The sequence below is a fragment of the Corynebacterium glucuronolyticum DSM 44120 genome (assembly GCF_030440595.1).
In the GTDB taxonomy this organism is placed as follows: domain Bacteria; phylum Actinomycetota; class Actinomycetes; order Mycobacteriales; family Mycobacteriaceae; genus Corynebacterium; species Corynebacterium glucuronolyticum.
This window is the reverse complement of record NZ_CP047452.1, coordinates 520,734-546,185: the sequence shown is the minus strand read 5'-3', so window position 1 is coordinate 546,185 and position 25,452 is coordinate 520,734. Positions and strand designations below refer to the sequence as shown.

Here is a 25,452-nt window from a genome sequence, read left to right as displayed (position 1 = left end):
CACCTGGCATCGGGGAACAAAAAAGCCGCCTGCACATCGAAGGATGTGCAGGCGGCTTTTTGAAAAAGGCGTGTTTTTAACGCTTGGAGTACTGCGGGGCACGACGTGCCTTGTGCAGACCGGCCTTCTTGCGCTCCACCGCACGGGAATCGCGGGTGAGGAAGCCAGCCTTCTTCAGGGCCGGGCGATCGTTGATGTTGAACTCGTTAAGAGCACGGGCGATCGCGAGGCGGAAAGCACCGGCCTGGCCGGTGGGGCCGCCACCCTTGAGGTTGGCCTTGATGTCGAACTGACCGTCGCGCTCGAGAAGTACGAGCGGGGACAGGATATCCTGCTGGTGCAGCTTGTTGGGGAAGTACTCCTCCAGGCTACGGCCGTTGCAGGTGATCTTGCCAGAGCCAGCAACCATGGTCACACGGACGATGGCGCGCTTCCGGCGACCGACGGTCTGAATCGGGTGATCCAGCTCAGCCGGGGTGAGAACAGAAGCCTCAGCGGCGGTGTCCTCGGTAGCCTCGGGAGCGATGGAATCACCGATGGTGGAGGTGAACTCCTCGGTTGCAGCCTGGGCGGCAGCAATGTCCTCTGCGGAAGCAACGTTCGGCTCGTTGGCCTCTACGTTCTCTACCTTCTCTACGTTCTCTTCGCTCACTGTGCCACCTGCTTAATCTCGTAGGTCTCGGGATTCTTGTCGGCGTACGGGTGCTCGGCACCTGCGTACACGCGCAGCTTCTTGATGGAAGCGCGGGAGAGGCGGGTGTGCGGCATCATGCCCTCAATCGCCTCGAAGATGACGCGCTCGGGGTGAAGCTCCAAGGAGCGACCAAGGGTCAGCTTCTTCAGGCCACCCGGGTAACCGGAGTGACGGTAGCGGAACTCACGGTCGCGCTTGTTGGAGGAAATCGCAACCTTATCGGCGTTGATGATGATGACGTAGTCGCCACAATCGACGTTGGGTGCGTACTGAGGCTTGCCCTTGCCACGAAGCAGGTTTGCAGCGTGGGTAGACAGGCGGCCCAGAACCACGTCGGTAGCGTCGATGACGTACCACTTGCGGGTAATGTCACCGCTCTTCGGGTGGTATGTAGACACACTGACTCCTTGTCTATACTGTCTAAAACTTTGCCAGCCATGGTGTATGCGACGCACTCCCCGCACTCGCTTTCGCGACTACAGGAACGAAACACACGGCGGCCGGTGGAGACCCGAGGCTTCGGTGCGGCCTGCGTTTGCCCTCGTCATCACATTTCCGATAACTCGGACGCACGCTCGCGTACACAAGCGCATTACCATACCAAAAAATCCTCCTACGACAAAATAGCGTTTGCTGCTACAGCCAGCGCACGTCGCAACGTGTAGTGCTCGCCACTACAGCCAGTGCACGTTCTTAGAACGCACGTACTAGCCACCGTGACAGTTGTACCCAATTGCGCAGAAAAACCTTCTGCACCCTCAGCCCTCCACACGCCCTACCGCACACTATCGGGGGGATGATTGTGCGCGCGGCGATGGGGCTCACGGGGACCCGTATGAATAGGGAATCCGGGACGTGCGAAGGGGTGAAGGGTGCAGAAGGCCTGGTGGCAGGTCGCTGGGTGTTCGACGTGGTGGGTGTTTACGACCAGCTGGCGGCGGCGCGCGAGTTCATCTCGCTCATCCGCTGGTTGCCATCCTCGACGGTGCGGGCAATGGTTTCCAGAATCTGGTTAAGTTCACCGGCGGCGCGGTCCCACCGGTTCTGAGCATCCTGGTAGGCGACAGCGGAGTCGCCCTCCCATGTGCTTACCATCGGCGCGATCTGGGACTTGAGATCTCCCAGCAGTCCGTTGATGCGACCGGAGGTGGCTCGCATGTCAGCTGAGGCGGCCGAGATGGCGCCGAAGTCGTATCTAATCAGTGATTCCATGGTGTTGTTCCCCTTTAATAGTGCTTGGTGAGCGTGTATTTACAGCGCGAGGCCTTGGACCTCAATGGAGCGAAACGCCTGCGAGTTGTCGGCCTCGGATGAGTCGAACTGCGACGCGTTGGAGCGAATGTTGGTGGCGATATCTGTCAGCGCCGAGCGCAGGCGCATTGCTGAGTCGTCCCAACGAGCCATGAGGCCCGCGAAGGACGTGCTGGCCGAGCCCTTCCAGCTTCCGGCTACATCCTGGACAACGCTTTTCACACGGTTGAGCTCCGCCTGGACCTGGTCATTGGTGGCGTCAACGTTCTTGGCGGTGTTGACCATCACCTCTGATTCGGTTGCAAACATTCCTGACATGGTGTCCCCCTTTTATAAGGATCTGTATGTGTTGCTTCTATTGTTTCCCGCCCGTCCCCGAGCCTGGCGGCCGATTGCGGGGCGGTGAAGGCGTCCTTTTTGTTCCTTCATTTACTTAGACTGCATGAGCCACCCAATCGGTTCCCACTTTTTCAAAATTTATCTTTCTCCCTGGTAAGTGAGGGTATCTGCAGCCATCCGGCAGGCCGCTTTGTGGGCGTAGGTGGGTTCTCCACGCGAGTGGCAGCCCACGGAGAACTGCCTATCTTTTTCCACCCACGTGGTCCAGTTCACCTGCGATCCGTCGCCGGGAAGCTCGATATACTCCACCGGTTTGCCCTCGCCTGTGCCTTCAACAAGCGTCAGGGTGGGATCCTCCTCCACCATGCGCAGCACTTCCGCTTCGACGGCTTGGGGCTGCACACCGTAGACGGGATCCGCCGCCACGACGATGCGCAGATCCGGGTCCGGCCCTTCAGCGGTGTAGGCGCCGTCGGGGCGGGCTGTGAGCGTGAAGTTGGGTGGGGTCTTCATCTCCAGTCCCCCACCGCTGACAGTGACTGGCTCGTTATCCACTGTCTCTTCGGTTTCCGGGTCTGAGGTGGTGGCGACGGGTGAGGGCGCCACCGTGGTCTCGTCGGCGGCGCGTGTGTCCCGGGTTGCTCCCGGCAGGGCTGAGCTGATTGCCCACCAGCTCAGTGCAATAACGAGGAGGACGACCGCAGCGATTGCAGCGTTTGTGAGGGTGAGCAGTGTGCTGGCACCGGACCGGGCCTGCGGGCGGTAGACAGCCGCCCGTGATTCTCCTGGCTGTGGCTCCTCAAGCGGATAGGATTCCACGGGTTGTGGCGGGTCGTCTTTGTGTAGCACGCTGCTTGAGTAGGCGGCGATGCCTTTATTTAGCAGGGTGCGGGCAAGCATCTCTGTTGTGCGTTCATCGGCGGTAATGACGACCTCGATGTCGGGCCAGTATTCGGAGCAGAGGTCTTTGATTTGGTCGACGACGGCGGGCACGGCCCATCCTTCTATGATGCCGGTGGCCGGCAGGTCGTAACGGTAGACGGTGTCCGGACCGTCGATGACGGTGGCGATGTCATCGACGGTGACGGTCACGACGTGGTCTGTGTCGTAGTTAGCTGGCATGGGTTCCCCCGTTTCTTATTGTGTGGTTTCTGCGTGCGGAAGTGCGACTTGGATGGGGCCGACGCGCGCCGACTCGCGCACAAGTTGGGCTCGCCCCGGGGCTGCCACGGTGGTTTTCACTCCGGCGATGGGCCCGTCGGCGGGATCGGCTGAGTAGATGAGGATGTCTGGCTGGGCATCCATAATTCCACTGATAAGTGGCGTGTAGAGCGCCCGGGAGAAGGCACCGGCTTTGCGGCTCAACACGATGTGGAGGCCGACATCGCGGGCGTGTGGCAGGTAGGGGTGGAGGGGCTGGAAGATGTGGTCGGCGATGAGATGGCAATCGTCGACAAGCAGAAAAAGATCGGGACCCGACCACCAGGAGCGTTCGCGGAGCTCCTGTGGGCTGACCTCCGCCGAGGGCATACGGGTGGACAGTGTGACGGCGAGGTTTTCCACCAGCGTGGCCATAGTGTCGGCGGTGGCGGCGTAGCCCGCGAGCATGTCTTGTGGGAAGGTACCGAGGAGACTGCGGCGCGGATCGAGGACGATTAACCGCGCAACGTCGCGTCCGATACAGGATAGTGATTGGCCGACGAGCTCCATGAGGGAGGTTTTGCCACAGCCCCGCGCGCCGAGGGCGAGGAGGTGTTGGGAAACACCGGGCTGCCACATGGACGGGGCGAGTCGTGCGCCGCCGATCCCGAGTGGGATGGTGATGTGGCCACCCGGCGCGCCCTCGGGGCCGGGTAGTTCGCTGCTGGTGAGGGTGGTGGGCATGAGACGAAGCTGTGGCACTGGCGGCTGCCCGGCTGCAAGTTCGTGCACGTGGTGGATGTCTTCGCCGGAACTTAGGGCGATGAGCATGGATTCACCGTCGGGGGTCAGTCCTCTGCCGGGTAGGGCGGGGACGCGTTCTTGGGCTTTGCGGTCGATGAGTGAGTCAAGTGGGTCGGCGAGGTGGAGTTCGATGCGCCCGCCGATGAGGTCGCGGATTGCGGGGCGGAGTTCGCTCCAGCGGTGGGTGGTGATGATGAGGTGGACGCCGGCACCGAGTCCGTCGGAGGCGATCCGCGCGACGGTGTCCAGGTGCTCCTCGAAGTCGGCCCGGATGATGTGGAAGCCGTCGATGATGAGGAATGTTTCCCGCGTGGGTGTGGGGGAACCGCTGCCCCCGCTGGTAGTGGCATCGTCGATGAGTTGGGTGACCTCGGCAAATACTCTGTCTACTGTTTCTTTGTTTTGCTTGCCGACGACTCCGGCGACATGGGGCAGGCTGGACAGTTCTGCAAGGTCTGCTCCGCCGAGGTCGAGGATGTAGAAGGCGATGTCGGCGGTGGTGTGCGTCGTGGCGCAGGACAGCACGAGGCTGCGTACGGCCGTTGTTTTACCCGATTGCGGTCCGCCACAGATGGCGAGGTGTCCTGCCGCGCCGTTCAGGGGCAGGACGAAGGGGTCTTGTCGCTGTTGGTAGGGCCGGTCGATGATGCCGATCGTGGCTGCGATTCCGCCCCGCTTCTCTGCAGAGGCGGACAGGGAGCTGTGACCTGCCGACGAACCGGTGGCACCACTGGTGCCCCCGACAGCAGCGGTGCCACCGGCAGCAGCGGTGCCACCGGCAGCAGCGGTGCCGCCGCCCAGCACCGCGCCGAGTGGGACAACCGGTGGCAGCGGTGGGAGCCATACCTGGTGCGCCACCAACTCCTGTGCCTCTGCTTCTGCACTGCAGGCTGCGACAACACGGTCAACGAGGGTTTCCGGTGGTGCTGCAGCGGTGTCGCTTGCTTGGACAGCTTCATTGCCCGCAGTACCACCTGCAGCAGAGCCACCTCCGGCAGGTCCACCCGTGGCAGGACTGCCTGTGGCGGATCCACCATCAGCCTCGTCTGCGGAATTGCCGCAGGCACCCGCATCGGTCCCGGCCTGGTTTTGCTCAGCAGCCGTATCGGAGCCCACGGGATCTGCCTCCCGCCACCCGGTAAACAGCTGCACGCGGACTTCTTCATCGCTTGCTACTGTGGCCTCCTTGACGGGGCCAGACACGTAGGAAGCGGTAAACCGGATCAGTTCGTCAGCATCGGTTTTCATGTATCCGGAGCCCGGCTTCGCCGGCAGATGGTACGCATCGGCCGTACCAATCACCTGGCGAGATTCGGAGGCGGAAAAAGTCTTGAGGCCGATTCTGTAGCTCAGGTGCGAATCCAGGCCGCGCAGTCTCCCCTCCTCTAACCGCTGCGAGGCGAGCAGGAGGTGGACACCGAGGGATCGGCCAAGGCGACCAACAGCAACAAACAGTTCAGCAAAGTCAGGGTGTTGACCAAGTAGCTCAGAGAATTCGTCGATGATGATGACAAGGTGTGGCAACGGGGGAAGGCTCGGGTCGTGGGCGGCCTTGTGGGCGTACGCACCAATGTTGGGGATGTTGCCCGCCGCACGGAGAACTTCCTGCCTGCGGTTCATCTCCCCGCTGATCGCTTCCTGCATCCTCCCCACGAGTGTCTGTTCCTCTGCCAGGTTGGTGATCACTGCCGAGGTGTGCGGTAGCTTACCGAGTTCCAGGAAGGTGGCACCGCCCTTGAAGTCCACAAGGATGAGGTTGAGATCCGCCGGCGAATGCGTCAGTGCCAGGGAAACAACGAGGGTCTTCAGTAGTTCTGATTTTCCGGATCCTGTCGCCCCAATGCACAGGCCGTGGGGGCCAACGCCGCCAAGGGCGGATTCTTTCATGTCGAGCACCACTGGTCGGCCTTCTTCATCTGCGCCGATGGGGACGGCGAGAAGATAGTGCTCGTCCCGTTCCCACAGCTGCCCGAGTGGTAGTCGCGTGGGGGTGGACACCCCCAACATGGGCAGCAGTTCCCCGGAGGAGGCGATGGCTTCATAGCCGCTGCCCGGCCGGTCGTAGGCACCAATTGCCCGTACAAGCTGATCGAATTCGGCTTCTGTCACCCCGTCGGCTAGGCCAATGACCTGTTCGCCACCTTCTGTCGCCACCCCTAGCTGCGTGTTGCGGGTTCGGCTGCGTCCATGTGTCGCGCTCGGCTCACCGGCCCCTGCAGACCACACGCGTTCGCGCGACGTGCGCTGCCCCACACGGGGAGAAAAGCTGCGGTCACCACGGTTTCTGGGGGCATGGGCAGAAGCACCAGCGGAAGCACATTCTCCTTCCTGTGGATCCCCGTGCGAGTACAGGACGAGGCCATCCTGCCAGCACATCTGCCCCAGTTCTGTGGACGAGTTGGAACCCACGACGATACAGATGACGGTGCCCGCTGCGGCGGCGATTCGCGTCTCTAGCACGTTCGGGTCGGCACTGGCTGCCTGCTGTTCCCCTGGCACATCGTCAACAACGAGGATGGTCCACGGTGCCGAGTACGGGTCCCGGTTGTGTGGCAACCATTTCACACTCTCCCACTCCGTAGCGCATCTGCCACACACGTCGATGCCAAGAAGTTCAGGACCGTGGAAGAATGCTGCAGATGCGATAATCGCCCGCGCCAGATCCCGCACACTGTCTCCACCGGGGGCGCTGTCCTCGCCTTCGTCTCCCTCCACAATGCCGATAAATGGAAAGGCCGTCAGGTCGACGGTAAGTGGCACGCCGTGGACGGCGCGGCTGGCCTGCACGGTGTGCCGAAACGCGATGAGGCAAACGGGGTCAAGATCTTCCTGCGCACCCATTTCGGGGATGACAATCGGGGTGGCAAGGGGCGTAACTCCTGTGCCGACACGGACGGTGAGCACATCTGCGTCTCCACGCACGCGTTCCCACAGCCGTGGGGAATCCACGAGTGACCACAGCGAATGTGGCGCCGGGTGGCAAAACTCCTCGTACTCTTTCTGTGCGACGGCTACGGCCCGCGCCTGCTCACCTAATACTCCGAGGTGCCGGAGGTATACCCGCCTTATCTCGTCCGGATCCTCGCTGGAGGTGGGCGCAAACATCATCAGCATGCTCAGCACCATGAAGACCGGGAAGATGAGCATGGAAGGGTTCGGGTTTGTGCTGCCGAGGAGCATGAGGCCGACCATTCCGAGCATCACTGCCACCATCACCACAGGCATGATGATGCGGATGAGAGGTTGTGGTGTCGGTGCGTTGCTCGGTGGGACGGGATCGGGGCGGAGTTCACCTGTGGGGCGTGGCGGTGGCTCTACGCGTTCTCCGTCTTCTCCTCGTGCTGGTAGTGGCCGTATTGACGCGGCAATGGTCCCCACGATTCCCCTCCAAAATAATTCTCCCCTACATCTTGACCACTCCACCTATCCCCGCAGGTTGCTCGCATTTTCTGGAGCCTTACTCAGGTGGCTGGCTGGGACTCGATGCCCCGTTGCCCGTCAATGTAGTACTGCTTGCTTTCCTTGTCCTGGCGAAGCGGTCTTCTCTCCCCCGTGCCTGCTCATCCGCGCGCCTGCGCAAATGTGCTGCCGTGCACCGCAAACACGTCCGCTACCTGTATCGTTTAAGGGCTACCCGGCGGTCCGCACGGGGCACTGACGGCCTGCGTGGGCGATGCCGGCGGTATCTGTTTTACCCCCACTTCCGGAACGTGCTTTCCCACCGGTGGACAGCGCAATCGCTGTGGCGCACAGTGGAACTGTCGCTGAGGGGTGCTGGCGCGCGCCCGGTGACGAAATTTCAGCAGTACCTTTCCGGTACTCGGGGACACATTGGGGGTTATCCATGAACCGTCACGCTCTTACGCACTCGCTGCGCGTAACTTTTCGCTTTGCTGTTGGCCAGACACGGGATCATCCCGTCGATGTGGATGTTGCTGTGCCTGCTGGGGCACGGCTTGCCGATGTCCTCCCCGAGGTGTGTGATGTCGCTGGTGTGAGTCCTCCGGTGAGCCCGTGGGAAGCCCGCACACCGGCTGGCGGGATGGTGCCCACCTCGACACCCTTAGCCTGGTCTAACGTCCGACCGGGGAGCATTATCACTGTTCAGGATGCTTCCCACGATATGGAGCCACTAGTTGCAAGCGACACCGAGGCGCTCACGCAAGTGCGCCGTCCCAGTGGTGCCACTGGCTACTCTGTATGCGCGGTAGCAACGGGTTTTGTCATGCTCCTGCTGCTTCTGGGTGGGTACCCGCTGGCGCTGACTGCAGCTGCGCTTTGTTGCCTCGGCATCAGTGCCGGGCAGCGCGTGGCCTGGCAGGATGCGGTGCGCCCAGCAGTAACCGCCTGTATGACCGCAGGCACAGCGGTTCTTGCGCTTCTCGCCGGGCTTAACTGGGTCACGTGGACGGCGACGCCACCCGACGCATCCCTGGACGTCGCTTCTCCGCTCATCTCTCCCCTCGGCTTGGCGACGGCGGGGGCTGCCATGCTGTTTGCCACAGCACTTTCCCACCTCGTCAGTCGTCCTCCCCGTGCGGTCACCGTGTGCCTGATCACCACAGGACTCGGTGTTTGCGCGTGGGCTGGATTCAGCGGACTCGCGGCCACCGTCGGGCTTACTACCTCGCACTCCAGTGCGTTGGCAGCTCCGACAGTGGTCGCGGCCGCACCGCTTATGGCTGTCCTTGCCCTCGGTGCGGTCATCTATGGGCCGCTTGTCGCGCTGCGCAGCGCGGGGATCGCTATCCCTGCTGTTCCGTCAGCGGGTGCGGATCTCACTGCAACGGATCTCCCCGCCGAGGTGTACGCCGGTGCGGGCAGTCGTGCGCGCCGGGCGACGAGCCTTTTCGACGGCTTGGTGTGCGGTTCTTGTCTTCTCGGCGTGGCAGCGACCCTGCTCTCGGTGTTTTCCGAGCAGCCCGCGCCCTTCCGGCTCCTGTTCACCCTCGTCCTTGTCGCCTGTTTGGCCATGCAGTCGACCCGCTATGCTTCGGCCGTTGGGGCGTGGGCTGTGTGGCTATGGTCGATGGGGACCGCTGTCGCCACTGCCCTGACTGTTGTGATTCATCCCGGCGATGTGCAGCCCCATCCTGCCGTGGCGGGTCTGGCCTTCGTGCTGGCGGCGGTGTGTGTCGCTGCTGGTTTGTGGACTCCTCGTCTCGCTCATCTTCCACCGACGACCATTGCCGCGTTGGAGAAGGTGGAAAGCGCCTGCGTGATCGTCGCGCTTCCCCTCGCCCTGTATCTGGCTGGTGTATTCGCCGCAATTCGGGGGCTGGGCTGATGCGTGTCCGTCACCTCCCAGCTCGCCTCGGTGAGCGCTGCCTGGCTTTTGCCCTACTCACCACCCTCGGGCTCATGGCCGTGGAGGCATCCGCACAGGAGGAGCCCCGTCCCAGCCCAACGAGTCAGGTGGAATCCACGCCACCAGCGGATTTCACCTCCGCGCCGGAACCCACATCACCGAAGGGGTCGGCGTGCCCCGACGGCGATCCGGTCCCTGTTCCTGCGGGGCCATCCGACGTTGCCCGCGCCACAGCTCTGTCCGCTTCCCTCCACGCTGCCCACCGCTTCGCCACCGGCGCCGGGGTCACCGTCGCTGTCATCGACACGGGTATCACCCCGCACCCTCTCCTCCCCGAGCTTGTCGACGCCGGCACGTTCCTCGACCCTCCTTTCTCCCCCACCGGCGCACTCACAGACTGCGAAGGCCACGGCACAGCTGTCGCCAGCATCATTGGCCTGCGCACCCCGGCCTCCGCAAGCTCCGGCCGGGGTGGGGGTAGTGGTGAAGGTGGGGGTGAAAGAGCAGGAGGAGGGAAATCCAGTGGAGGGGATGATGTGAAGAAGCCTGTTGGTGTCGCCCCCGATGTCCGCCTTATTGCCATCAAACAATCCGCAACCAAAACCGGCGGCACCCTCGACAGCCTGGGCCACGCCATTAACCGGGCCCTGGATGATCATGCAGACGTTATTAACCTCTCCGTCTCGTCGTGTTTGCCCCGCACAACGACACTTGCCCCCGGCGTGTTACAGGAGGCTATTGACCGCGCCGAGCGGGAGGGGGCCGTCATCGTCGCGGCGGCGGGCAACATCGCCGGCGACTGCCCCGCAGATTCCATCAGCTACCCCGCGCATTTCCCCACGGTCATCGCCGTCAGCGCTCTGAACACGCCTTCTGTTATCGCCGAGTACTCCCTCGACCTGGGAGGAAAGCGACCCGTGGGGGCACCGGGGACAGCAAGCATTGCTGCGTCGACAAGTGGGCACGGCTACGCCACAGCGACGGACAAGACGGAATTCCAGGGAACGAGCTTCGCAGCGCCAGTGATCACGGGGTTTGTCGCACTGTTGAAGGAGCGCTACCCCCACGCCACGCCGGAGGAGCTGCGGGCACTGGTGTACTCGGCCGCACATCCGGTGACGGGTGCACTGGATGTGCAGGAGAGCGTCGACAAGCTTGAAGAAGAAAAGCAAACCGCACGCCAACCAGAACCGATCAGTGCAACGACGACGGAGGAAGCGGGCACATGGTGGCCGCTTGCCGTACTAATTGGCTTCGCCTTGGGTGGCCTCATCATAGCTGCGGCGAGGAAGCCTCCTCAGCGGTAAGAGCCGCACCACGGGGCAACAAACTCACCACCGACCACGGCGCCGGGGTAGCATCCTCCACGCCAAGCGCCGGGGCGGAGGCAACCGGAACGGGGAAATACGTGCCCGTCTCCCCCACAATGACCACCCCATCACCGACGGTAACCGCCATGCCGCCCGACCGCGTCGCAGAGAACCTCGTCGCCACGCTCGTCCCCGCAATTCCCACGCCCGGGGGCAGCGAACGTTCGGGAGGCAGGACACCGATGACGGGCGCATCCACCGCCACCCCAGCTGTACCCGCCGACGCGAAGAGGCCCCACCCCCGCGACTCCGCAAGCCTCGTCGCACGCTGACTCACACACACCGTATCCGCTGGATGAACCGGAACAAACGTCCCCCGTTCCGCAGGCAAGGCAACGGCAGTCTCAGACAACGGCCTACCCCGCAGCGTCTCCGGGGGCACCTCACGCTCGGCGACCCCCACCTCCCGCAAAACCTCCGCCTGGAAGGCCGTCACCGGCGCGAGCCCCTCACCATCGTCGAGCCACACCCTTTCCCCCGCACGCAGAAGTCTCGCCGAGGCTACGCGGGGAAGCGTCTCCATAGAGGGCAGCTCCGGCAGAATGTCGAGCACCGCCGCCGAGGGCTCCCATGCACCCGCCGACATTGGAATGCCCAGATGGCGACGCACCGTCGCGCCCTCTGCGGAATCGGCGGCTGGCAGCTTGCGCCGCCCCTCCGCCGTCACCAGATACTCGTCGCGACCCACACGCGCCAGGAAGAATTCCCCCGGCGCGGCCGCAGGCGGATTGTCAAGACCTTCCACCACCTGTGTTTCGCCCTGGCCACGCGTACACGCAGACCAGGTAGATTCATCCCCCGCATCCCCCGCCGCGAGGACACCCGGCGCGCCGGGGATGCCCACCGGCGGACCGAACTCCTTTGTCGCCAAGATTTCATCGGCGGCACGGGCAGGCTGCGCCGGTTCCCCAGCGATCAGGCGCGCTGAGGTGAGGTTCAACGCCGGGTGGTAGGCCTCCCCCACGCGCACGTACAAACCGCCGGACTCGGCCCGGACGATGGCGGCATCCCCCGGCTCTGCCTGCGGTTTGAACATCGCCATCGCGCCTGCTCCAAGTGCAAATAGCGCGCAGCCGATGAGGCCCAGTGCGAGGCTGCGGCGAAGCCTGGCTAACGGGTCGTGGATCATGCGTGCGTCGGCGTAGATGAGTGCGTGCTCTGCCCTCCTCACCAGGAACTTGTACCCTGAGACCTGCGGTTTAGTGGTCGGCGCGAGAAGTTGTGCCATGTTTTCCCCCTGTTTTCCCCTGATTTTGTCTTTCGATATTGTCTATCGGGCTTCAGATTAACCCCGTAGCAATCGGGCTGCAACGGGAACGGGAGCAGCGGGATGCACAGTGTGGAGCCCCCAGAACAAGCAAGGCTCAAAGCGCGCAATGACTATGTCCTTCGGACCTGCCCACAGGGCATGCGAATAGGCATGTCTAGGAGACATGACAATAGGTATGACAAAAGGCGTGCCAATCGGGCATCAGCCACATGCAAAAGAGCCCGCGAGCCCCTCATGAGGAGGAATTCGCGAGCTTCACGCCGTGCGTGACACTGGCCTGCGTGACACTGGCCACTGCATGCGTTATGTGATTAGGGCGCATCCGGTGGTGGCGGATCATGGTCCGGGATGCCATCCGGGGTGAAGTCCCCTGGAACAGGAACGGGCTTCGGACGCACCTCAGCCTCAGTCGAGGACTGTTGTGCTTTTCCCGGCATCGTTTTCTCCGGTCGGTGGTAGTACGGCTGGTTAATTTCCTGATCGGTCGTAGCTACCCCCATCTGTCCCTTGGTGGGGACGGGAAGCAGCGGATCCGGCGAATCACCGGACTCTCTCATCCGTGTGATCTCGGCATCGGTGAACCTCTCGTTGACGACGTAGATCGTCACGTTGTGATCACGGTACACATCGGTCACGCCTGGCGTCCGGTCGAGGCCGGGAATCCACTCCGCCTTGGTTTTCTGGAAGTCCCAGAAATTGAACGGGCTCGTAATGATGTAGTTGATGTCGAGGTTCTTGGCGGCCTCATCTACGGTGTTGCGCAGCATCGGGTCCCCGAAGTTGCCCACGCCCAGGAGGTTGGGATGGAAGTACAACATCGTCGTGTCCGAATCTGATAGCGCGTACGGCCAGTTGTAGTGGGTGTAGAAAGCGGGCAGGCCGTTGTACGCATACATCCATCCGGATCCGTCGGCAGGGTCGGAGAAAATCCGGTGCTCGTACGCACCAGGCTGATTCGCCAACCAGCGCCACGCTTTCAGGTCATACTTATTCACCATGCGCTGATCACGAGAATTCGCGATTGGCCAGTCGAGCTTCCCTTCCGTGCGGTTATCCACTGCGACCCAGAGCGCCGCGCCCACGATAAGTCCGACGATTGTTGACAGCACGACGGAAAGCATAGATAGGCGACGCACCGGCCCGAGGCACACGAGGCGAACCACGACGGCGATGGCTGCACTCGCGTACGCGACGAGTAGCAGCGCGACGGGCATGATGAGGCGGTGCGTGCCGTTGTAGTGCAGACCACCGATAAAGGTGAATGCATCGCCCCAGGCCCCGGTGAAGGGGTGCATGGAGTTGACGGTGACGACGAGACTGAACAGGTAGGCCAGCGGCCCCCACAGGTTGCCCCGCCAGACCAGCACGATGACCATGCCTGCCAACCCCACCCAGAGGAGTGGAAGTGAATCGAAACCAATCTCATCGGTGTGGCGGGTAGCAAGGTTGAACGCTGTCTCCCATGCCTTGGCCATGCTCAGACTTTCCGCGTCGTCGAAATTGACGACGTCCTCGGTCTGCGACGATCCCGCGATGATCTGCGGCAGCAAAATAAGCGCGCCGGCCACGCCTGTCAGGGCAAGAAGACCAAGATCGCGAAGGCGGAACCCTACACCCTGCTGCCAGGAGCGAGGCGTGTGCGAGGGTTTCCACACGAGCTTCGTCAGCCACCACAGAAGTAGGAAGATCACCACGTGTGTCGCCGGTGCTGGATGCGTCTGCACGAGGCCGGCGAATGCGAGTGCTGTGGCGAAGGCGCGTTTGGGCACCGCAGGAACGGACATAAACGCGCTCACAACGATGCCGATCATGGCCACGGCGGAGAGGTACGGCCAGGCCCCAACGTAGTAGCCGATCCAGAACAGAACGGGCACAACGCCAACAAGTACAGCAGCAAAACCGGCGGCCAATTGGCTTGTCACTCCGCGCGTGCCTACGACGCGCCATGCCAGTGCTGCAGCGGAGATAGGGAAGAGCGCTCCCGCGAGCACAACCGACGTGACGTTGAGGGCTGCAATGGGGGAAAGATCAGCAAACTGACCAATGAGATAGGCCGTCGAGTGCCAGGCTGTGGGGTAGTACAGAGGATGGCCGGTTTCTGCGTTTTGCAGGATCCCCATCTCTGTGGGTGAGGCGATGCCTGTCTCGCCGATGAAGCGGACGACGGAGGCGTGCCAGTGTGCGTCCCAACCCTGGTACACGTTCTCCAATCCACCCCACGACCGCTCGATCACAGCAAACGAACGAGACATGATGAAGTACGCGCCGGCGATCACGCCGGCGGCGGGCAACAGCCACCGCTGATCCGAAATGGATCCTGGCCGCCACGCCGGGTTGAGGCGCACGAAGTCGGAGGCACGACGTGCAGCACTGGCGGCTGGGATTGCTGGTGGTTGACCAACATGTTGACTATCGGGAACGAGAGAGAAGTTCTTCGCACGGTGGCGTCGCCCGAAATAGAAAGCACCTCTCCACAGTGCAGCCAGGGCAGCGACGAGAACGATAAACCAAATAACGGCTGTGGGAGTAAAGGAAATTCCCAACGGGTGGAACAGAGCTGACGCGATCCCGTACATTCCGACGGTCACCGGCACGGCGCACATTGCTGATGTCGGTGTCCGCATCCCGGAGATCCAACTAACGAGAAGGCCCGGTATGACACAGACAGCGATTGCTATAAGCGCTGTTTCCATCACGCAGCCCCACATCCTTTGTTTGTTCTCTGTACGTTAGTGATATCTATCTCTCAGACATCGTAGTCGGTCACTCCGCTGCGTTTTGGTAGGCGTGCCCGCTTTACCCTTCCACAGATCCGGAGCCTTTTGCTTATAACTCCCCTAACCTCCCCGTATGCCAAAGACTTTCTTTGTACGGCCTCCTCAGCCAACCCCCTGCCAGGGGCACCCACGGGGAACGCACGCGCTAGCGCCCCAGAGAGGATTCGACTCTCCGACACCGCCTCTTTCAAGGCCCCATGTCAAGTTACCTGCCTCCGGGAACCACCCCTATATCCGGCTCACCATGAGTAGGTGCCCGCTCATTGGTCTGAGCTACTCAGGTCTGAGCTACTCAATTTCATCGGCTGTTCGCTTGCGCCTTGTCTCTTCTGCTCGGCTCGGAAGCTCCGCATCACTGGGATAGTCCACTCCTGTGAGGGTCAGTCCGCATGCCGACGCGACGGGAACATCGGCGGCTCGTTCTTTCAGGGTGAGCAGGTGTGGTGCGAATGAGAGATCCCGGCGCCCCTCCCCCACGGCGAGACATGCTCCGACGAGGGAGCGCACCATGGACCAGCAGAACGCATCTGCGCTGACCTTTGCAAGGTAGGTCTGTGGCTCACGGGGAGTTGATATGTCTTCCCATGTGAACGTTTCGACGGTGCGGATCGTGGTGGCGTGAGGTTTGTGCTTGCACAGTGCGGCGAAGTCATGCAGCCCTACAAAGGCCGATGCACATGCTGATACAACATCGATATCTACAGGCTTTTTCCAGGTAGCGGTATCAAACCTCCGCAAAGGTAGGGGGCCGCCCGGACGTGTGGTGACACGATATTCGTAGTAGCGGCGAAGTGCCCCGAATCGTGCGTCGAAGGCTTCCGGTGCAGCACTGACGGCGAGCAGGGAGATATCGTCAGGCAGAAGTTTGTTGAGCCGACGGGTAAGCCGGGCTGGGTCGCCGTCAATGGAGCGCTGCTCCAGACAGGACTCGGGCACCACCATGTTGGCCACCTGCCCTGTGGCGTGCACCCCCGCGTCAGTTCGGCCTGCGACGGTGAGCTGGTAGGAGTCATCCAACCGCAGCACGAGTCGCAGTGCTTCCTCGATCGTTTGCTGTACGGTGCGGAGTCCACCTTTTTGCGTTGCCCACCCATGGAAGTTTGTCCCGTCATAGGCAATGTCGAAGCGGAGGTTCACTGTCATAACCACACAGTGTAGTGGGCGCCCGACCGCGCCCCGACCTTCGTGGTTCTACTTCGCCTTACAGGTCGATATCCCGAGTGCGCTGTAGATCGGGCACGCACCGATTGCCGCCGTCGCACCCATCACCGCCGCCACAGCAAGCAACCCAATTTGCGGCGCCGATTTCGGCTTGGCGACACCCAGCGCCAGCCCTGCAGCTCCTGCGGCAATTCCCCCGCGTACCACACGGTCGACCACCGACTCATTCGCCTTCATAGTTCCTCCTCAGTAGACGTAGTTTCTACCTTAAATATATTCTCATCCGAACCATATTTGTCCGAGTGCGAATGCACACAAAATATTTTCACCGAGCTTTTTAGCTGTACACCGTGTACTATCAATACGCGAAAACTTGATTCTTCCTGTCCACCAGGAAAGCACCTACGGAGATCCCCCATGAGAAAAACCGCTCTCGCTCTTGTCTCTGCTACCGCAGTGACCATTGGAGCCCTAACACCAGTTGCTAATTCTGCTTCTGTAAATGTAGAGGGAGGGACCTGCACTTTCAGATTTAATGACACGGAAAAGAAGTTCTCGTATCTGCCCTTCTTCGAGGATATGACTCCTGAAAAGGCTAAGGAATACGTAACGCTGTACTCGCATGAGCTGGAAAGAGACAAGAAGGGTCTCAAGACTCTGCGACAGGATTTCGACAATGGTGTCTACGCCTCCCCTATTTCGCCAGATACTGAGAGCCTTACCTACGACGACAAAAAGGCCTTGGCCAACGCTGAGAACGCCCGGTTTAAGGCTGACGTGAAAGTTGTTCAAGACGCTATGGCTATCCGAACAGGGCTTCTTCCCGCATTACGCGCCTGCGCTGAAAACAGGTCCTTCGATGAAACAAAGCCTAACAGCGACGACTTGGCGAAAATTGAAGCTGACCAAAAGCTTCTTCAGGAGGCAACTACTTCCGCAAAGCTGGATAATCTGAGGAAACCCGAAGATATCAAGATTCCGGAACGCACGAAGGTTCCAACGACAACGCTTACGCCTGATAAACCGTCAAAGCCAGACAACTCCAAAGAGCCCTCCGCCCTCAGCACGGAAGATGGTGAACTAAATGGCGCCGGAATTGGTGTTGTTGTGGCCGGCGTCATCGCCGTGCTCATCGCTGTAGCTGCAGCCGCTTTCCCGCAGCTGCAGGCTATGCTTGGCTAAACGCTCCTCACACTCTAACGCGCCTCTTTTGAGGCGCGTTTTTACTTCCACGAGCAAAGCGGAAGCCCCGCTTAAGCGGTGAGGGGAGGTGCGTGTGGGCGTCGACAAGCAAAAAATCCCCCGCACACGTGGTGCGGGGGATGAAGAGAAAGAGAATTACTTCTCGTCCTCGGTGGCCTCTTCCTTAGCCTCGGCCTCAGCCTCAGCGTCGGTGGCGGGCTCAGCATCGACCTCGGGGGCTTCCTCAGCCTTGGTCTCCTCGGCCTTCTCAGCCTTCTTGGAGGCTGCGGCGCGGGTAGCGCGCTCAGCTTCCTTGGAAACGGTGGGCTCGAGAACCAGGGAGATCTGGGAAATGGAAGCACCATCGCCCTTGCGCTGGCCGAGCTTCACGATGCGGGTGTAACCGCCCTCGCGGCCCTCGAACTGGGGGGCGAGCTCGTTGAACAGGTAAGCAACAACCTGCTTGTCAGCGATCTTCTTCAGAACGTTGCGACGATCAGCAACCGTGCCAGCCTTGGCCTTGGTGATGATCTTCTCTACGTACGGGCGCAGCAGCTTAGCCTTGGCGTCCGTCGTCTTGATTGCGCCGTGCTCGATCAGCTGCGCAGCCAGGTTAGCCAGAATGTGCTTCTGGTTCTGGGCAGAGCCACCGAGACGCGGTCCCTTCTTCGGGGTTGGCATAGGATTAACTCCTCGTGTTGGTTTAAGTTCAGATTGTCAAAGCGCGCGCCGACAAATTCGACCGCCCTTTTCCTTCTTATTCGTCTACGTCAGCGTCCGGATCGTGGTATCCACCGGACTCCGCGTCGTACCCCTCAACGGTGGTGACGTCGAAGTCCTCCGGAGCGTCCTTCAGGGTGAGGCCCAGCCCGGCGAGCTTGACCTTTACCTCGTTGATGGACTTCTGACCGAAGTTCCGGATATCCAGCAGGTCCGACTCGGTGCACTCAGCGAGCTCACCGACGGTGTGGATTTCCTGACGCTTCAGGCAGTTGTAGGAGCGAACGGAAAAGTCCAAATCCTCAATCGGCATGGAGTACGAGGCGGTGTGATCGCCCTCAAGCGGGGATGCACCGATTTCGATTCCCTCTGCCGCAGTGTTCAGCTCGCGAGCGAGGCCGAACAGTTCCACGAGAGTCTTACCGGCGGATGCCATGGCATCGCGGGCGGTAATGGAGTTCTTGGTCTCCACATCAATAACCAGCTTGTCAAAGTCGGTGCGCTGCTCAACACGCGTTGCCTCGACCTTGTAGCTGACCTTGAGAACCGGGGAGTAAATCTGGTCGACCGGAATGCGGCCGATCTCAGCAACATCGTTGTTCATAGCAGCAGGCACGTACCCGCGGCCACGTTCAACGACAAGCTCCATGTTCAGACGGCCATCGTCGTTCAACGTTGCCAGGTGGAGATCCGGGTTGTGGATTTCCACGCCGGCCGGGGGCTGAATGTCGCCGGCCTTAACCTCGCCTGCGCCCTCCTTATTGAGGTACATAACGACGGGCTCATCCGAATCCGAAGACAGGACGATGCCTTTGACGTTCAGGACGATGTCAGAAACATCTTCCTTCACGCCCGTGATCGTGGTGAACTCGTGGAGAACACCGTCGATCTTGATCGACGTCACGGCTGCGCCCGGAATGGACGACAGCAGCGTGCGACGAAGGGAGTTACCCAGGGTGTAGCCGAAGCCCGGCTCGAGCGGCTCAATGGTGAACCGGCTACGCGCGGAATCGATCGGCTCCTCAGTCAGTACTGGACGCTGTGAGATGAGCATGAAACTTGTTTTCTCCTTTGGTGGGCGCCCGCTATATTGCGCCCTCGTGGCATTAAAAGGATTATGGGGTTCTAGTTAGCTCCAAGGATTACTTGGAGTAGAACTCGACGATCAGCTGCTCCTGCAGCGGAATGTCGATCTGAGCACGCTCGGGCAGCTGGTGCACGAGGATACGCAGAGTGGACGGAACAACCTGCAGCCATGCAGGTACGACAGCGTCGACGAGGCCGTCCTGAGCCTCTTCGAACCACAGCATCTTCCGGGACTTCTCCTTGACATCGATGATGTCGTACTGGGAGACCTGGAAAGACGGAATGTTCGTCTTCACACCGTTAACCAGGAAGTGGCCGTGGGTGACCAGCTGGCGAGCCTGGCGACGGGTGCGAGCCAGACCTGCGCGGTAGATCACGTTGTCAAGACGCGACTCGAGGAGGATGACCAGGTTGTCACCGGTCTTACCCTTGCGACGGGCAGCCTCTTCGTAGTAGCGGTGGAACTGCTTTTCCATGATGCCGTAGGTGAAGCGAGCCTTCTGCTTCTCCTGCAGCTGAATCAGGTATTCAGATTCCTTGATGCGAGCGCGGCCAGCCTGTCCCGGGGGGTAGGGGCGACGCTCGAACGCCATATCTCCACCAACCAGGTCGGTGCGGAGACGGCGAGATTTACGTGTGGCGGGGCCAGTGTAACGTGCCATAACTTATCCTTTCTCCTTTACTTAAACCCGGCGACGCTTGGGGGGACGGCAGCCATTGTGCGGCTGCGGCGTAACGTCCGACATCGAGGTGACCTCGAGGCCAGCTGCCTGGAGGGAGCGGATAGCGGTCTCACGACCTGAGCCCGGGCCCTTGACAAACACGTCAACCTTCTTCATGCCGTGATCCATTGCCTTGCGGGCAGCGTTCTCGGCAGCCATCTGTGCGGCGAACGGAGTGGACTTACGGGAACCCTTGAAGCCAACGTGGCCGGAGGATGCCCAGGAAATCACAGCGCCCGACGGGTCCGTGATGGACACGATGGTGTTGTTAAACGTGGACTTGATGTATGCGTGGCCCTGAGCCACGTTCTTCTTCTGAATCCGGCGGCCAGTACGGCGGCCGGCACGAGACTTTGGAGGCATGTATTACTTCTTCTTTCCTGCGATCGTCTTCTTCGGGCCCTTGCGGGTACGAGCGTTGGTCTTGGTGCGCTGACCGTGAACAGGCAGGCCACGACGGTGGCGCATGCCCTGGTAGCAACCAATTTCGATCTTGCGGCGGATGTCGGCAGCAACCTGACGACGCAGGTCACCCTCGACCTTCCAGCTCGCCTCGATCACGTCACGGAGGGAAGCAATCTGCTCGTCCGTGAGGTTGTCGGTGCGCAGGTCGGGAGAAATGCCGGTCTCTTCCAGCAGTTTCTTGGCTCGGGCGGGCCCGATGCCATAAATGTAAGTCAGTGCAACTTCCATGCGCTTGTTGCGCGGAAGATCCACACCAGCTAGACGTGCCATAAGTGGAACGTACCTTTCCGGTTGTTGCGGTGGTTTTCTCCCTACTCATCCGTCCCTAACACAACGCTTTACCCGGGGCGGAACGCCGGGGAGTTGGGTTGTGGATTACGGACGGCTCCAGCCACCGTAGCCGGAGGTAAAGAAAGCCAGGGTTCGTGTTGCTTGTGCCACGACCCGCGCATCGTTTCAGTTGCGCGGGACACAGGTTTTTGGGTGCAACCGGTTTCCCCAGCCTGGAGTAAGGAGGCTTACGTTATTACTTGTAGCGGTACACGATGCGACCGCGGGTGAGATCGTAGGGCGACAGCTCTACGACGACACGGTCCTCGGGAAGGATGCGGATGTAGTGCTGGCGCATCTTGCCCGAGATGTGAGCAAGCACTTTGTGTCCGTTGTCCAGCTCGACACGGAACATTGCGTTGGGCAGAGGCTCGACAATGCGACCCTCAACTTCAATTGCGCCTTCCTTAGCCATATCCTCCACGTTTTCCGGCAACTAGACACCGCTGACCACATCAGCGTTGTTCAGCGTTCATCGGCATCCGCTGCCATTGTTTGCTATCAGGACCCTTGCGAGTCCTATCGAGTATCACTGCATAGGTATCCCGTATAAAGAGACACCAAGCTAGCACAATACACGCCGCCCCCGTGGTACGCAAGTACCCGCGTGTCCCCCTCTCGTTCTTCTGCCATCCTAGCGCAGAGCAGCTGGTGTGCGGCTTTGCGTGTGCTCGGGTTACTTCCTCTTGACTCGGCAGCAGCCACACTGTGTCCGCTTGCCTCCGCTTGGGAACAGGCTACACACCTTTTTGGGGCGTTTCGAAACGGTTGAGCGCGTAGCGGGTCTGGGCGGGTCTGGTTTCGTTCCTTTTAGGACAGGTTCGTTCGCGCTTTGTTTAGTTACAGTGGCAGGTGAGCGGGCAGTTGTACGATACTATTTCCGTACATATATGTAACTTCCGTACATATATGTATTTCCGTACATATATGTACATATCTGTCCATGTCTACTCTTTCGTGTCTATGCCTCTCCTGCTCCGCGCATTGTAAGTACGCCACAGATTCAAGAGTTATAGAGGTGCGAGCGTGATTATTTGTTTCAAAACGACTTTTTTGTCCAGCACTGACGATCTCGACGCGGCGAAGCGACGCTACGAGGCATGTCTAGATTCAGTAAGGCAAAAGGTCACAGTGCTACTAGCCAGTGAACAAGCAGTTTGCCAAACCCGCGACCCCGACAATTCCACGTTTCGCTTCCTCATCACTGAGATCAAGCCGTGGGAGGATTTTGCGACGCAGGAGCTCAATCAATACGGCGTATACGAATTGGTCACTATCCTCGCGCTGCCATCCACAGTAGACAGCGACGAGCTGTTTAGCCTCCAGGAACTTTTTGATATGGATTCGGACGCGGACTGGCCCGTCCGCTTCCCTTGTACGTTCCGTTGGTTCAGGATGAGTTCCTCCGGAAGAGAAGAAGAGCACCTGGAAACGGCCTAACGGTTTCGAAGGCTTGGTGTTGGGGCCGGGCTCAAAGCGGTCGGAGGCAGCAAGCGCCTTGCGGGCGAACTTTTCGTACTGCTGCATGCCCCACAGGGCAAAGTCCTAGAGGCGACGCTGGTTCGTCGTCATGGAGCCGACGATCGTCTCCTTGAAGTGCGAGTTTATGAGGCTCATGTGGAAGAACTGCGCCAGCGACGGCAGTTCCGCCTCGCAACCCTCAGCCTCAATGGTGGCCACCGCGTGGTTATTGGCATCCGGGTGGAACTGGACGAGGATCTCGCCCACCAGGCCGACGCGTGGCTTGCGCGGGATCTGCTGCAGCTCCACGGCATCGAAGTCCGCGACGATGGCGCGGATGAGGGCACCGAACCCGAGACGCTTCTTTAGCGCAGGCACGAAGTGCCTACCTGTGAACCAGTCGCGGCTGATGCGGTCCCATTTCTCGTACAGTTGATCGACATTGCCGTCAATCTGGTACGGGCGGGTGCGGAGCAGCGCCTTCTCCAGGACATTGCCGACGGTGACGGCCTGGAAGGCCTTGTGCAGCATCTTCGGCGTGATGGAGAAACCGGGGTTGGATTCAATGCCCTGAGCAGACAGTGCGATGACGGGAACCTGGGGGTACCCAGCGTCGACAAGCCCCTTGCGCAGGAGCCCAGCGTAGTTGCTCGCGCGACACTGACCACCCGTTTGGGTGATCCCCACGGCGGTGCGGTCCGGGTCGGCCTGCCCGCTCAGGAACTGGCTGATGAACTGGCCGATGACGACGATGGCCGGGTAGCAGGAATCGTTGTTGACGTACTTGAGGCCCACCTCGATGCCATCGTCGGAGGCCTTCTCCAACAGCCGCACGTTGTAGCCCGCCATGCACAGCACCGGCGCGAACAGACGCATGTGGATGGGCGCGAGCTGGGGCATGAGGATCTCGTAGCCCTCGCACTGCATGTCCCCTTGGCCCAGAAGCTGGGAGACCCCGATGCCAAGCTGCGCATCCAACTCGCTGCCGGCCAGATCGTCGGACTGTGTATCCTCCGCTTCATCTACCAGTTCGAACCCCTCGCTTCGATCCCTGCCCCGCCCCTCGCCCGGCAGCTGGGACCCGTGATCGATATCCAGCTCTTCGGCCCGATCCTTCCGCGAACCACGTAGACACCTCTTTATTGCTACCGCCCGCGTGAGCTTCTTCGCCTCTCCGGCGTCTCTACCAGGGCACATCCCGGTGTGGGTGGCATGCCGTAGCGTAGGGGGCATGAGTAACCCTGTATCTTCTCACAACGCCCAGGAGCTCCTGCGCCTCATCGCGGGCCCCTCGGCTATTCTCCGTGACGACCAGTGGCGAGCCATCGATGAGCTTGTCAACCACCACAAACGCCTCCTCGTCGTGCAGCGCACCGGCTGGGGCAAATCCGCCGTCTACTTCATCGCCGCAAAGCTCCTGCGTGACCAGGGCTACGGCCCCACCCTCATCATTTCCCCACTGCTCTCGCTCATGCGGAACCAGGTACAGGCCGCCGCGAACGCGGGGATTCGCGCCGCGACCATTAACTCCTCCAACATCTCCGAGTGGGAAGAAACCGAAGCAGCCATCCGCAGTGGCCAGGTCGATGTCCTCCTCATCTCCCCCGAGCGCCTGGTAAATCCGGATTTCAGGGAGGAAATCCTGCCCTACCTCATCGTTGGCCTGGGCATGGTTGTGGTGGATGAGGCTCACTGCATCTCCGATTGGGGGCACGACTTCCGCCCGGATTACCGGCGCATCCAAGAACTTCTCAATAGCGATCTCGACCCCAACACACCCGTCTTGGCTACTACTGCTACTGCCAACGACCGCGTCGTCGCCGATGTTGTCTCCCAACTCGGCCCCGATACGGGCGTCATCCGGGGCGGACTCGACCGCACGTCTTTGCACCTCAGCGTCGTTCACCTCGATGACCCAACCGCCCGCGCCGCCTGGATCGCTGGAATACTCCCCCACCTGCAGGGTTCCGGCATCATTTACTGCCTCACCGTATCCGCCGCCGAAGATCTTGCCACTGCCCTCCGAGCAACGGGACTCGAGGTGGAGGCATACACCGGCCGCACCGATGCCGACGACCGCCTCGAACGCGAGCAACAGCTCCTCAACAACGAGGTGAAAGCCCTCGTCGCCACCAGCGCCTTAGGCATGGGCTTTGACAAGCCGGACCTCGGTTTTATCATCCATCTCGGAGCTCCCAGCTCCCCCGTCAGCTATTACCAGCAGGTGGGACGCGCAGGGCGCGGAACCGACCGCGCCGATGTCATCCTTCTGCCCGGACCCGAAGACCGCGCCATCTGGGACTACTTCGCTAGCACGGCAATGCCGTCGCGGGAGGTGGTGGAATCACTACTCAGTGCATTGAGCGACACCCCGTTATCCACGGCAAAGTTGGAAACGGCCGTCGATCTTTCCCGCTCCCGCATCGAGCAGACGCTGAAGGTCCTCGCCGTCGACGGTGCGGTGGAGCGCGTTGCCGGCGGCTGGGTTTCCACCGGTGCCGACTGGGACTACGACGACAAACGCTACGCCGGTATCGCCGCCTCCCGCGAACGGGAGCAGCAGGCGATGCTCGATTACGAGAACACCACCGCATGTCGCATGGTGTTCCTGCGCCAACAGCTCGATGATCCGACCATCGCTCCGGGTGAGCGGTGTGGACGCTGCGACAACTGTACGGGCACCCACTACCCCACCGCGGTGGGTAAAACCGACGTATCCGCAACGGTGGAAGCCTCCCTCAACGCACCCGGCGTCGATATCCAGCAGCGCAAGCGGTGGCCCACCGGTTGCGTCCGCTCCGGAAAAATCACCGGCACAGCACCCGGTAAGGCTCTCGGCAGGATGAACGACATCACGCGGGGTCCCGCTCTGCGCGCCCTCTTTGCAGACCCAACGTGGGTGCCCAACCCCACCTGGCAGCAGGATACCTGGCTGAGCAGCTTCGTGCGGGTGCTCGCCGCCTGGGATTGGCAGCAGCGCCCGCGCACCATCGTCGTGCTCGAGCCGGAGGAGCCACGCCGGCGTGAGATGCTCCTCGCCTGCGGGCGCGCCCTCGCCACCATCGGCCAGATGGATGTCGGTGGCGTTGTAACGGCCCGCACCGCCCCGGTCACCGCCATGAACTCCACCCTCCGCGTCAACGCCCTGGACGCGCATTACGATTACTCGCACGCTCAGATCCCCGACCCGAGCTCCCCTGTTCTCCTCCTGACGGATGTGGTTGATACCGGCTGGTCTGTCACTGTTGCAGGCAGCGACATCGCCGAACGCTTCGGCACAACGGTCCTCCCCCTCGCTTTCGCCACAGCGTTCTAACACGCCACCCGCATCGCGCGCAGACACGACAGCAGACACAACAAAGGCGGGGCACC

The 25,452-nt window shown here is 61.2% G+C and carries 24 protein-coding genes; 6 read left to right on the top strand and 18 right to left on the bottom strand.

Going from position 1 to position 25,452, the window contains the following annotated elements:
• Nucleotides 1–76: 76 nt before the first annotated feature.
• The 7 genes from rpsI to CGLUCO_RS02565 all read right to left on the bottom strand — a co-directional run bounded on the left by rpsI (nucleotide 77) and on the right by CGLUCO_RS02565 (nucleotide 8,074).
• Complete coding sequence (gene rpsI / locus CGLUCO_RS02595) at nucleotides 77–652, bottom strand: 30S ribosomal protein S9 (protein ID WP_005390451.1); 576 nt, start codon at nucleotides 650–652, stop codon at nucleotides 77–79.
• On the bottom strand, nucleotides 649–1,092 hold the full coding sequence (rplM, locus tag CGLUCO_RS02590; protein ID WP_005390452.1) for a 50S ribosomal protein L13: 444 nt from the start codon (nucleotides 1,090–1,092) through the stop codon (nucleotides 649–651). The genes rpsI and rplM overlap by 4 nt, the downstream gene beginning before the upstream one ends.
• 523 nt (nucleotides 1,093–1,615) lie before the next feature.
• Nucleotides 1,616–1,906 carry a WXG100 family type VII secretion target gene (locus CGLUCO_RS02585; protein WP_005390453.1) on the bottom strand — a complete coding sequence of 97 codons (291 nt, stop codon included), beginning with the start codon at nucleotides 1,904–1,906 and terminating at the stop codon, nucleotides 1,616–1,618.
• 39 nt (nucleotides 1,907–1,945) lie between these two features.
• On the bottom strand, nucleotides 1,946–2,263 hold the full coding sequence (locus tag CGLUCO_RS02580; protein WP_084036634.1) for a WXG100 family type VII secretion target: 318 nt from the start codon (nucleotides 2,261–2,263) through the stop codon (nucleotides 1,946–1,948).
• A gap of 159 nt (nucleotides 2,264–2,422) precedes the next feature.
• Complete coding sequence (locus CGLUCO_RS02575; protein WP_005390455.1) at nucleotides 2,423–3,406, bottom strand: type VII secretion-associated protein; 984 nt, start codon at nucleotides 3,404–3,406, stop codon at nucleotides 2,423–2,425.
• Nucleotides 3,407–3,421: 15 nt separating this feature from the next.
• A complete protein-coding gene (eccCa, locus tag CGLUCO_RS02570; RefSeq protein ID WP_084036633.1) occupies nucleotides 3,422–7,453 on the bottom strand; it encodes a type VII secretion protein EccCa in 4,032 nt (1,343 codons plus the stop codon).
• A gap of 405 nt (nucleotides 7,454–7,858) precedes the next feature.
• Complete coding sequence (locus CGLUCO_RS02565; RefSeq protein ID WP_005394894.1) at nucleotides 7,859–8,074, bottom strand: hypothetical protein; 216 nt, start codon at nucleotides 8,072–8,074, stop codon at nucleotides 7,859–7,861.
• On the opposite strand from CGLUCO_RS02565, the gene eccD reads away from it, so the two are divergent.
• Both eccD and CGLUCO_RS02555 read left to right on the top strand, forming a co-directional pair.
• Complete coding sequence (eccD, locus tag CGLUCO_RS02560; protein ID WP_232621894.1) at nucleotides 8,073–9,515, top strand: type VII secretion integral membrane protein EccD; 1,443 nt, start codon at nucleotides 8,073–8,075, stop codon at nucleotides 9,513–9,515. The genes CGLUCO_RS02565 and eccD overlap by 2 nt on opposite strands.
• Nucleotides 9,515–10,843 (top strand): S8 family serine peptidase, encoded by a 1,329-nt coding sequence (locus CGLUCO_RS02555; RefSeq protein ID WP_084036632.1) that lies wholly within the window; start codon nucleotides 9,515–9,517, stop codon nucleotides 10,841–10,843. The genes eccD and CGLUCO_RS02555 overlap by 1 nt, the downstream gene beginning before the upstream one ends.
• On the opposite strand, the gene eccB is transcribed toward CGLUCO_RS02555, so the two are convergent.
• From eccB to CGLUCO_RS02535, 4 genes are all read right to left on the bottom strand, one after another.
• Nucleotides 10,809–12,134 (bottom strand): type VII secretion protein EccB, encoded by a 1,326-nt coding sequence (gene eccB / locus CGLUCO_RS02550; RefSeq protein ID WP_084036631.1) that lies wholly within the window; start codon nucleotides 12,132–12,134, stop codon nucleotides 10,809–10,811. The genes CGLUCO_RS02555 and eccB overlap by 35 nt on opposite strands.
• A gap of 353 nt (nucleotides 12,135–12,487) precedes the next feature.
• Complete coding sequence (locus tag CGLUCO_RS02545; RefSeq protein WP_232622042.1) at nucleotides 12,488–14,869, bottom strand: DUF6541 family protein; 2,382 nt, start codon at nucleotides 14,867–14,869, stop codon at nucleotides 12,488–12,490.
• A gap of 372 nt (nucleotides 14,870–15,241) precedes the next feature.
• Nucleotides 15,242–16,096: a tRNA pseudouridine(38-40) synthase TruA gene (gene truA, locus CGLUCO_RS02540; protein WP_084036693.1), complete on the bottom strand. Its 855-nt coding sequence runs from the start codon at nucleotides 16,094–16,096 to the stop codon at nucleotides 15,242–15,244.
• Between the two features lie 48 nt (nucleotides 16,097–16,144).
• Nucleotides 16,145–16,351, bottom strand: coding sequence for a YgaP family membrane protein (locus tag CGLUCO_RS02535; RefSeq protein ID WP_084036629.1), 207 nt, complete (start codon nucleotides 16,349–16,351; stop codon nucleotides 16,145–16,147).
• Between the two features lie 180 nt (nucleotides 16,352–16,531).
• Here CGLUCO_RS02535 and CGLUCO_RS02530 point away from each other — a divergent pair, with 180 nt between their 5' ends.
• Nucleotides 16,532–17,296, top strand: coding sequence for a hypothetical protein (locus tag CGLUCO_RS02530; protein ID WP_143336926.1), 765 nt, complete (start codon nucleotides 16,532–16,534; stop codon nucleotides 17,294–17,296).
• Nucleotides 17,297–17,452: 156 nt separating this feature from the next.
• Here CGLUCO_RS02530 and rplQ read toward each other — a convergent pair whose 3' ends face one another.
• The 6 genes from rplQ to infA all read right to left on the bottom strand — a co-directional run bounded on the left by rplQ (nucleotide 17,453) and on the right by infA (nucleotide 21,034).
• The gene (rplQ, locus tag CGLUCO_RS02525) at nucleotides 17,453–17,977 is read right to left on the bottom strand and encodes a 50S ribosomal protein L17 (protein WP_084036627.1); all 525 of its coding nucleotides are present in this window, start codon (nucleotides 17,975–17,977) and stop codon (nucleotides 17,453–17,455) included.
• A 76-nt stretch (nucleotides 17,978–18,053) separates the two neighbouring features.
• Entirely contained in the window at nucleotides 18,054–19,070 is a 1,017-nt protein-coding gene (locus CGLUCO_RS02520) for a DNA-directed RNA polymerase subunit alpha (RefSeq protein WP_005390473.1), read from the bottom strand.
• Nucleotides 19,071–19,158: 88 nt separating this feature from the next.
• Nucleotides 19,159–19,764, bottom strand: coding sequence for a 30S ribosomal protein S4 (rpsD, locus tag CGLUCO_RS02515; RefSeq protein ID WP_005390474.1), 606 nt, complete (start codon nucleotides 19,762–19,764; stop codon nucleotides 19,159–19,161).
• 21 nt (nucleotides 19,765–19,785) lie between these two features.
• Nucleotides 19,786–20,187: a 30S ribosomal protein S11 gene (gene rpsK / locus CGLUCO_RS02510; protein ID WP_005390475.1), complete on the bottom strand. Its 402-nt coding sequence runs from the start codon at nucleotides 20,185–20,187 to the stop codon at nucleotides 19,786–19,788.
• Between the two features lie 3 nt (nucleotides 20,188–20,190).
• Complete coding sequence (rpsM, locus tag CGLUCO_RS02505; protein WP_005390476.1) at nucleotides 20,191–20,559, bottom strand: 30S ribosomal protein S13; 369 nt, start codon at nucleotides 20,557–20,559, stop codon at nucleotides 20,191–20,193.
• A 256-nt stretch (nucleotides 20,560–20,815) separates the two neighbouring features.
• The gene (gene infA, locus CGLUCO_RS02500) at nucleotides 20,816–21,034 is read right to left on the bottom strand and encodes a translation initiation factor IF-1 (protein ID WP_003854422.1); all 219 of its coding nucleotides are present in this window, start codon (nucleotides 21,032–21,034) and stop codon (nucleotides 20,816–20,818) included.
• Between the two features lie 638 nt (nucleotides 21,035–21,672).
• Here infA and CGLUCO_RS02495 point away from each other — a divergent pair.
• Entirely contained in the window at nucleotides 21,673–22,059 is a 387-nt protein-coding gene (locus tag CGLUCO_RS02495) for a hypothetical protein (protein ID WP_231286099.1), read from the top strand.
• 105 nt (nucleotides 22,060–22,164) lie between these two features.
• Here CGLUCO_RS02495 and CGLUCO_RS13040 read toward each other — a convergent pair whose 3' ends face one another.
• Nucleotides 22,165–22,458, bottom strand: a complete 294-nt coding sequence (locus tag CGLUCO_RS13040; RefSeq protein WP_363325316.1) for a hypothetical protein — start codon at nucleotides 22,456–22,458, stop codon at nucleotides 22,165–22,167.
• 3 nt (nucleotides 22,459–22,461) lie between these two features.
• Between CGLUCO_RS13040 and CGLUCO_RS13035 the strand changes: the two genes are divergently transcribed.
• Both CGLUCO_RS13035 and CGLUCO_RS02485 read left to right on the top strand, forming a co-directional pair.
• Nucleotides 22,462–23,211: a TetR/AcrR family transcriptional regulator gene (locus CGLUCO_RS13035; RefSeq protein WP_363325315.1), complete on the top strand. Its 750-nt coding sequence runs from the start codon at nucleotides 22,462–22,464 to the stop codon at nucleotides 23,209–23,211.
• Nucleotides 23,212–23,311: 100 nt separating this feature from the next.
• Nucleotides 23,312–25,396 carry a RecQ family ATP-dependent DNA helicase gene (locus tag CGLUCO_RS02485; protein ID WP_084036626.1) on the top strand — a complete coding sequence of 695 codons (2,085 nt, stop codon included), beginning with the start codon at nucleotides 23,312–23,314 and terminating at the stop codon, nucleotides 25,394–25,396.
• The last annotated feature ends 56 nt before the right edge of the window (nucleotides 25,397–25,452 follow it).

Excerpts from the sequence above, each read along its gene's own strand:
- rplQ (WP_084036627.1), bottom strand. The coding sequence starts at position 17,977 with ATGCCAACCCCGAAGAAGGGACCGCGTCTCGGTGGCTCTGCCCAGAAC.
- infA (WP_003854422.1), bottom strand. The coding sequence starts at position 21,034 with ATGGCTAAGGAAGGCGCAATTGAAGTTGAGGGTCGCATTGTCGAGCCT.
- CGLUCO_RS02520 (WP_005390473.1), bottom strand. The coding sequence starts at position 19,070 with ATGCTCATCTCACAGCGTCCAGTACTGACTGAGGAGCCGATCGATTCC.
- truA (WP_084036693.1), bottom strand. The coding sequence starts at position 16,096 with ATGACAGTGAACCTCCGCTTCGACATTGCCTATGACGGGACAAACTTC.
- CGLUCO_RS02565 (WP_005394894.1), bottom strand. The coding sequence starts at position 8,074 with ATGGATAACCCCCAATGTGTCCCCGAGTACCGGAAAGGTACTGCTGAA.
- CGLUCO_RS02575 (WP_005390455.1), bottom strand. The coding sequence starts at position 3,406 with ATGCCAGCTAACTACGACACAGACCACGTCGTGACCGTCACCGTCGAT.
- CGLUCO_RS02535 (WP_084036629.1), bottom strand. The coding sequence starts at position 16,351 with ATGAAGGCGAATGAGTCGGTGGTCGACCGTGTGGTACGCGGGGGAATT.
- CGLUCO_RS02555 (WP_084036632.1), top strand. The coding sequence starts at position 9,515 with ATGCGTGTCCGTCACCTCCCAGCTCGCCTCGGTGAGCGCTGCCTGGCT.
- eccD (WP_232621894.1), top strand. The coding sequence starts at position 8,073 with ATGAACCGTCACGCTCTTACGCACTCGCTGCGCGTAACTTTTCGCTTT.
- CGLUCO_RS02580 (WP_084036634.1), bottom strand. The coding sequence starts at position 2,263 with ATGTCAGGAATGTTTGCAACCGAATCAGAGGTGATGGTCAACACCGCC.
- rpsD (WP_005390474.1), bottom strand. The coding sequence starts at position 19,764 with ATGGCACGTTACACTGGCCCCGCCACACGTAAATCTCGCCGTCTCCGC.
- CGLUCO_RS02530 (WP_143336926.1), top strand. The coding sequence starts at position 16,532 with ATGAGAAAAACCGCTCTCGCTCTTGTCTCTGCTACCGCAGTGACCATT.
- CGLUCO_RS02585 (WP_005390453.1), bottom strand. The coding sequence starts at position 1,906 with ATGGAATCACTGATTAGATACGACTTCGGCGCCATCTCGGCCGCCTCA.
- CGLUCO_RS02485 (WP_084036626.1), top strand. The coding sequence starts at position 23,312 with ATGAGTAACCCTGTATCTTCTCACAACGCCCAGGAGCTCCTGCGCCTC.
- rpsK (WP_005390475.1), bottom strand. The coding sequence starts at position 20,187 with ATGCCTCCAAAGTCTCGTGCCGGCCGCCGTACTGGCCGCCGGATTCAG.
- CGLUCO_RS02545 (WP_232622042.1), bottom strand. The coding sequence starts at position 14,869 with ATGGAAACAGCGCTTATAGCAATCGCTGTCTGTGTCATACCGGGCCTT.
- eccCa (WP_084036633.1), bottom strand. The coding sequence starts at position 7,453 with ATGCCTGTGGTGATGGTGGCAGTGATGCTCGGAATGGTCGGCCTCATG.
- rpsM (WP_005390476.1), bottom strand. The coding sequence starts at position 20,559 with ATGGCACGTCTAGCTGGTGTGGATCTTCCGCGCAACAAGCGCATGGAA.
- eccB (WP_084036631.1), bottom strand. The coding sequence starts at position 12,134 with ATGGCACAACTTCTCGCGCCGACCACTAAACCGCAGGTCTCAGGGTAC.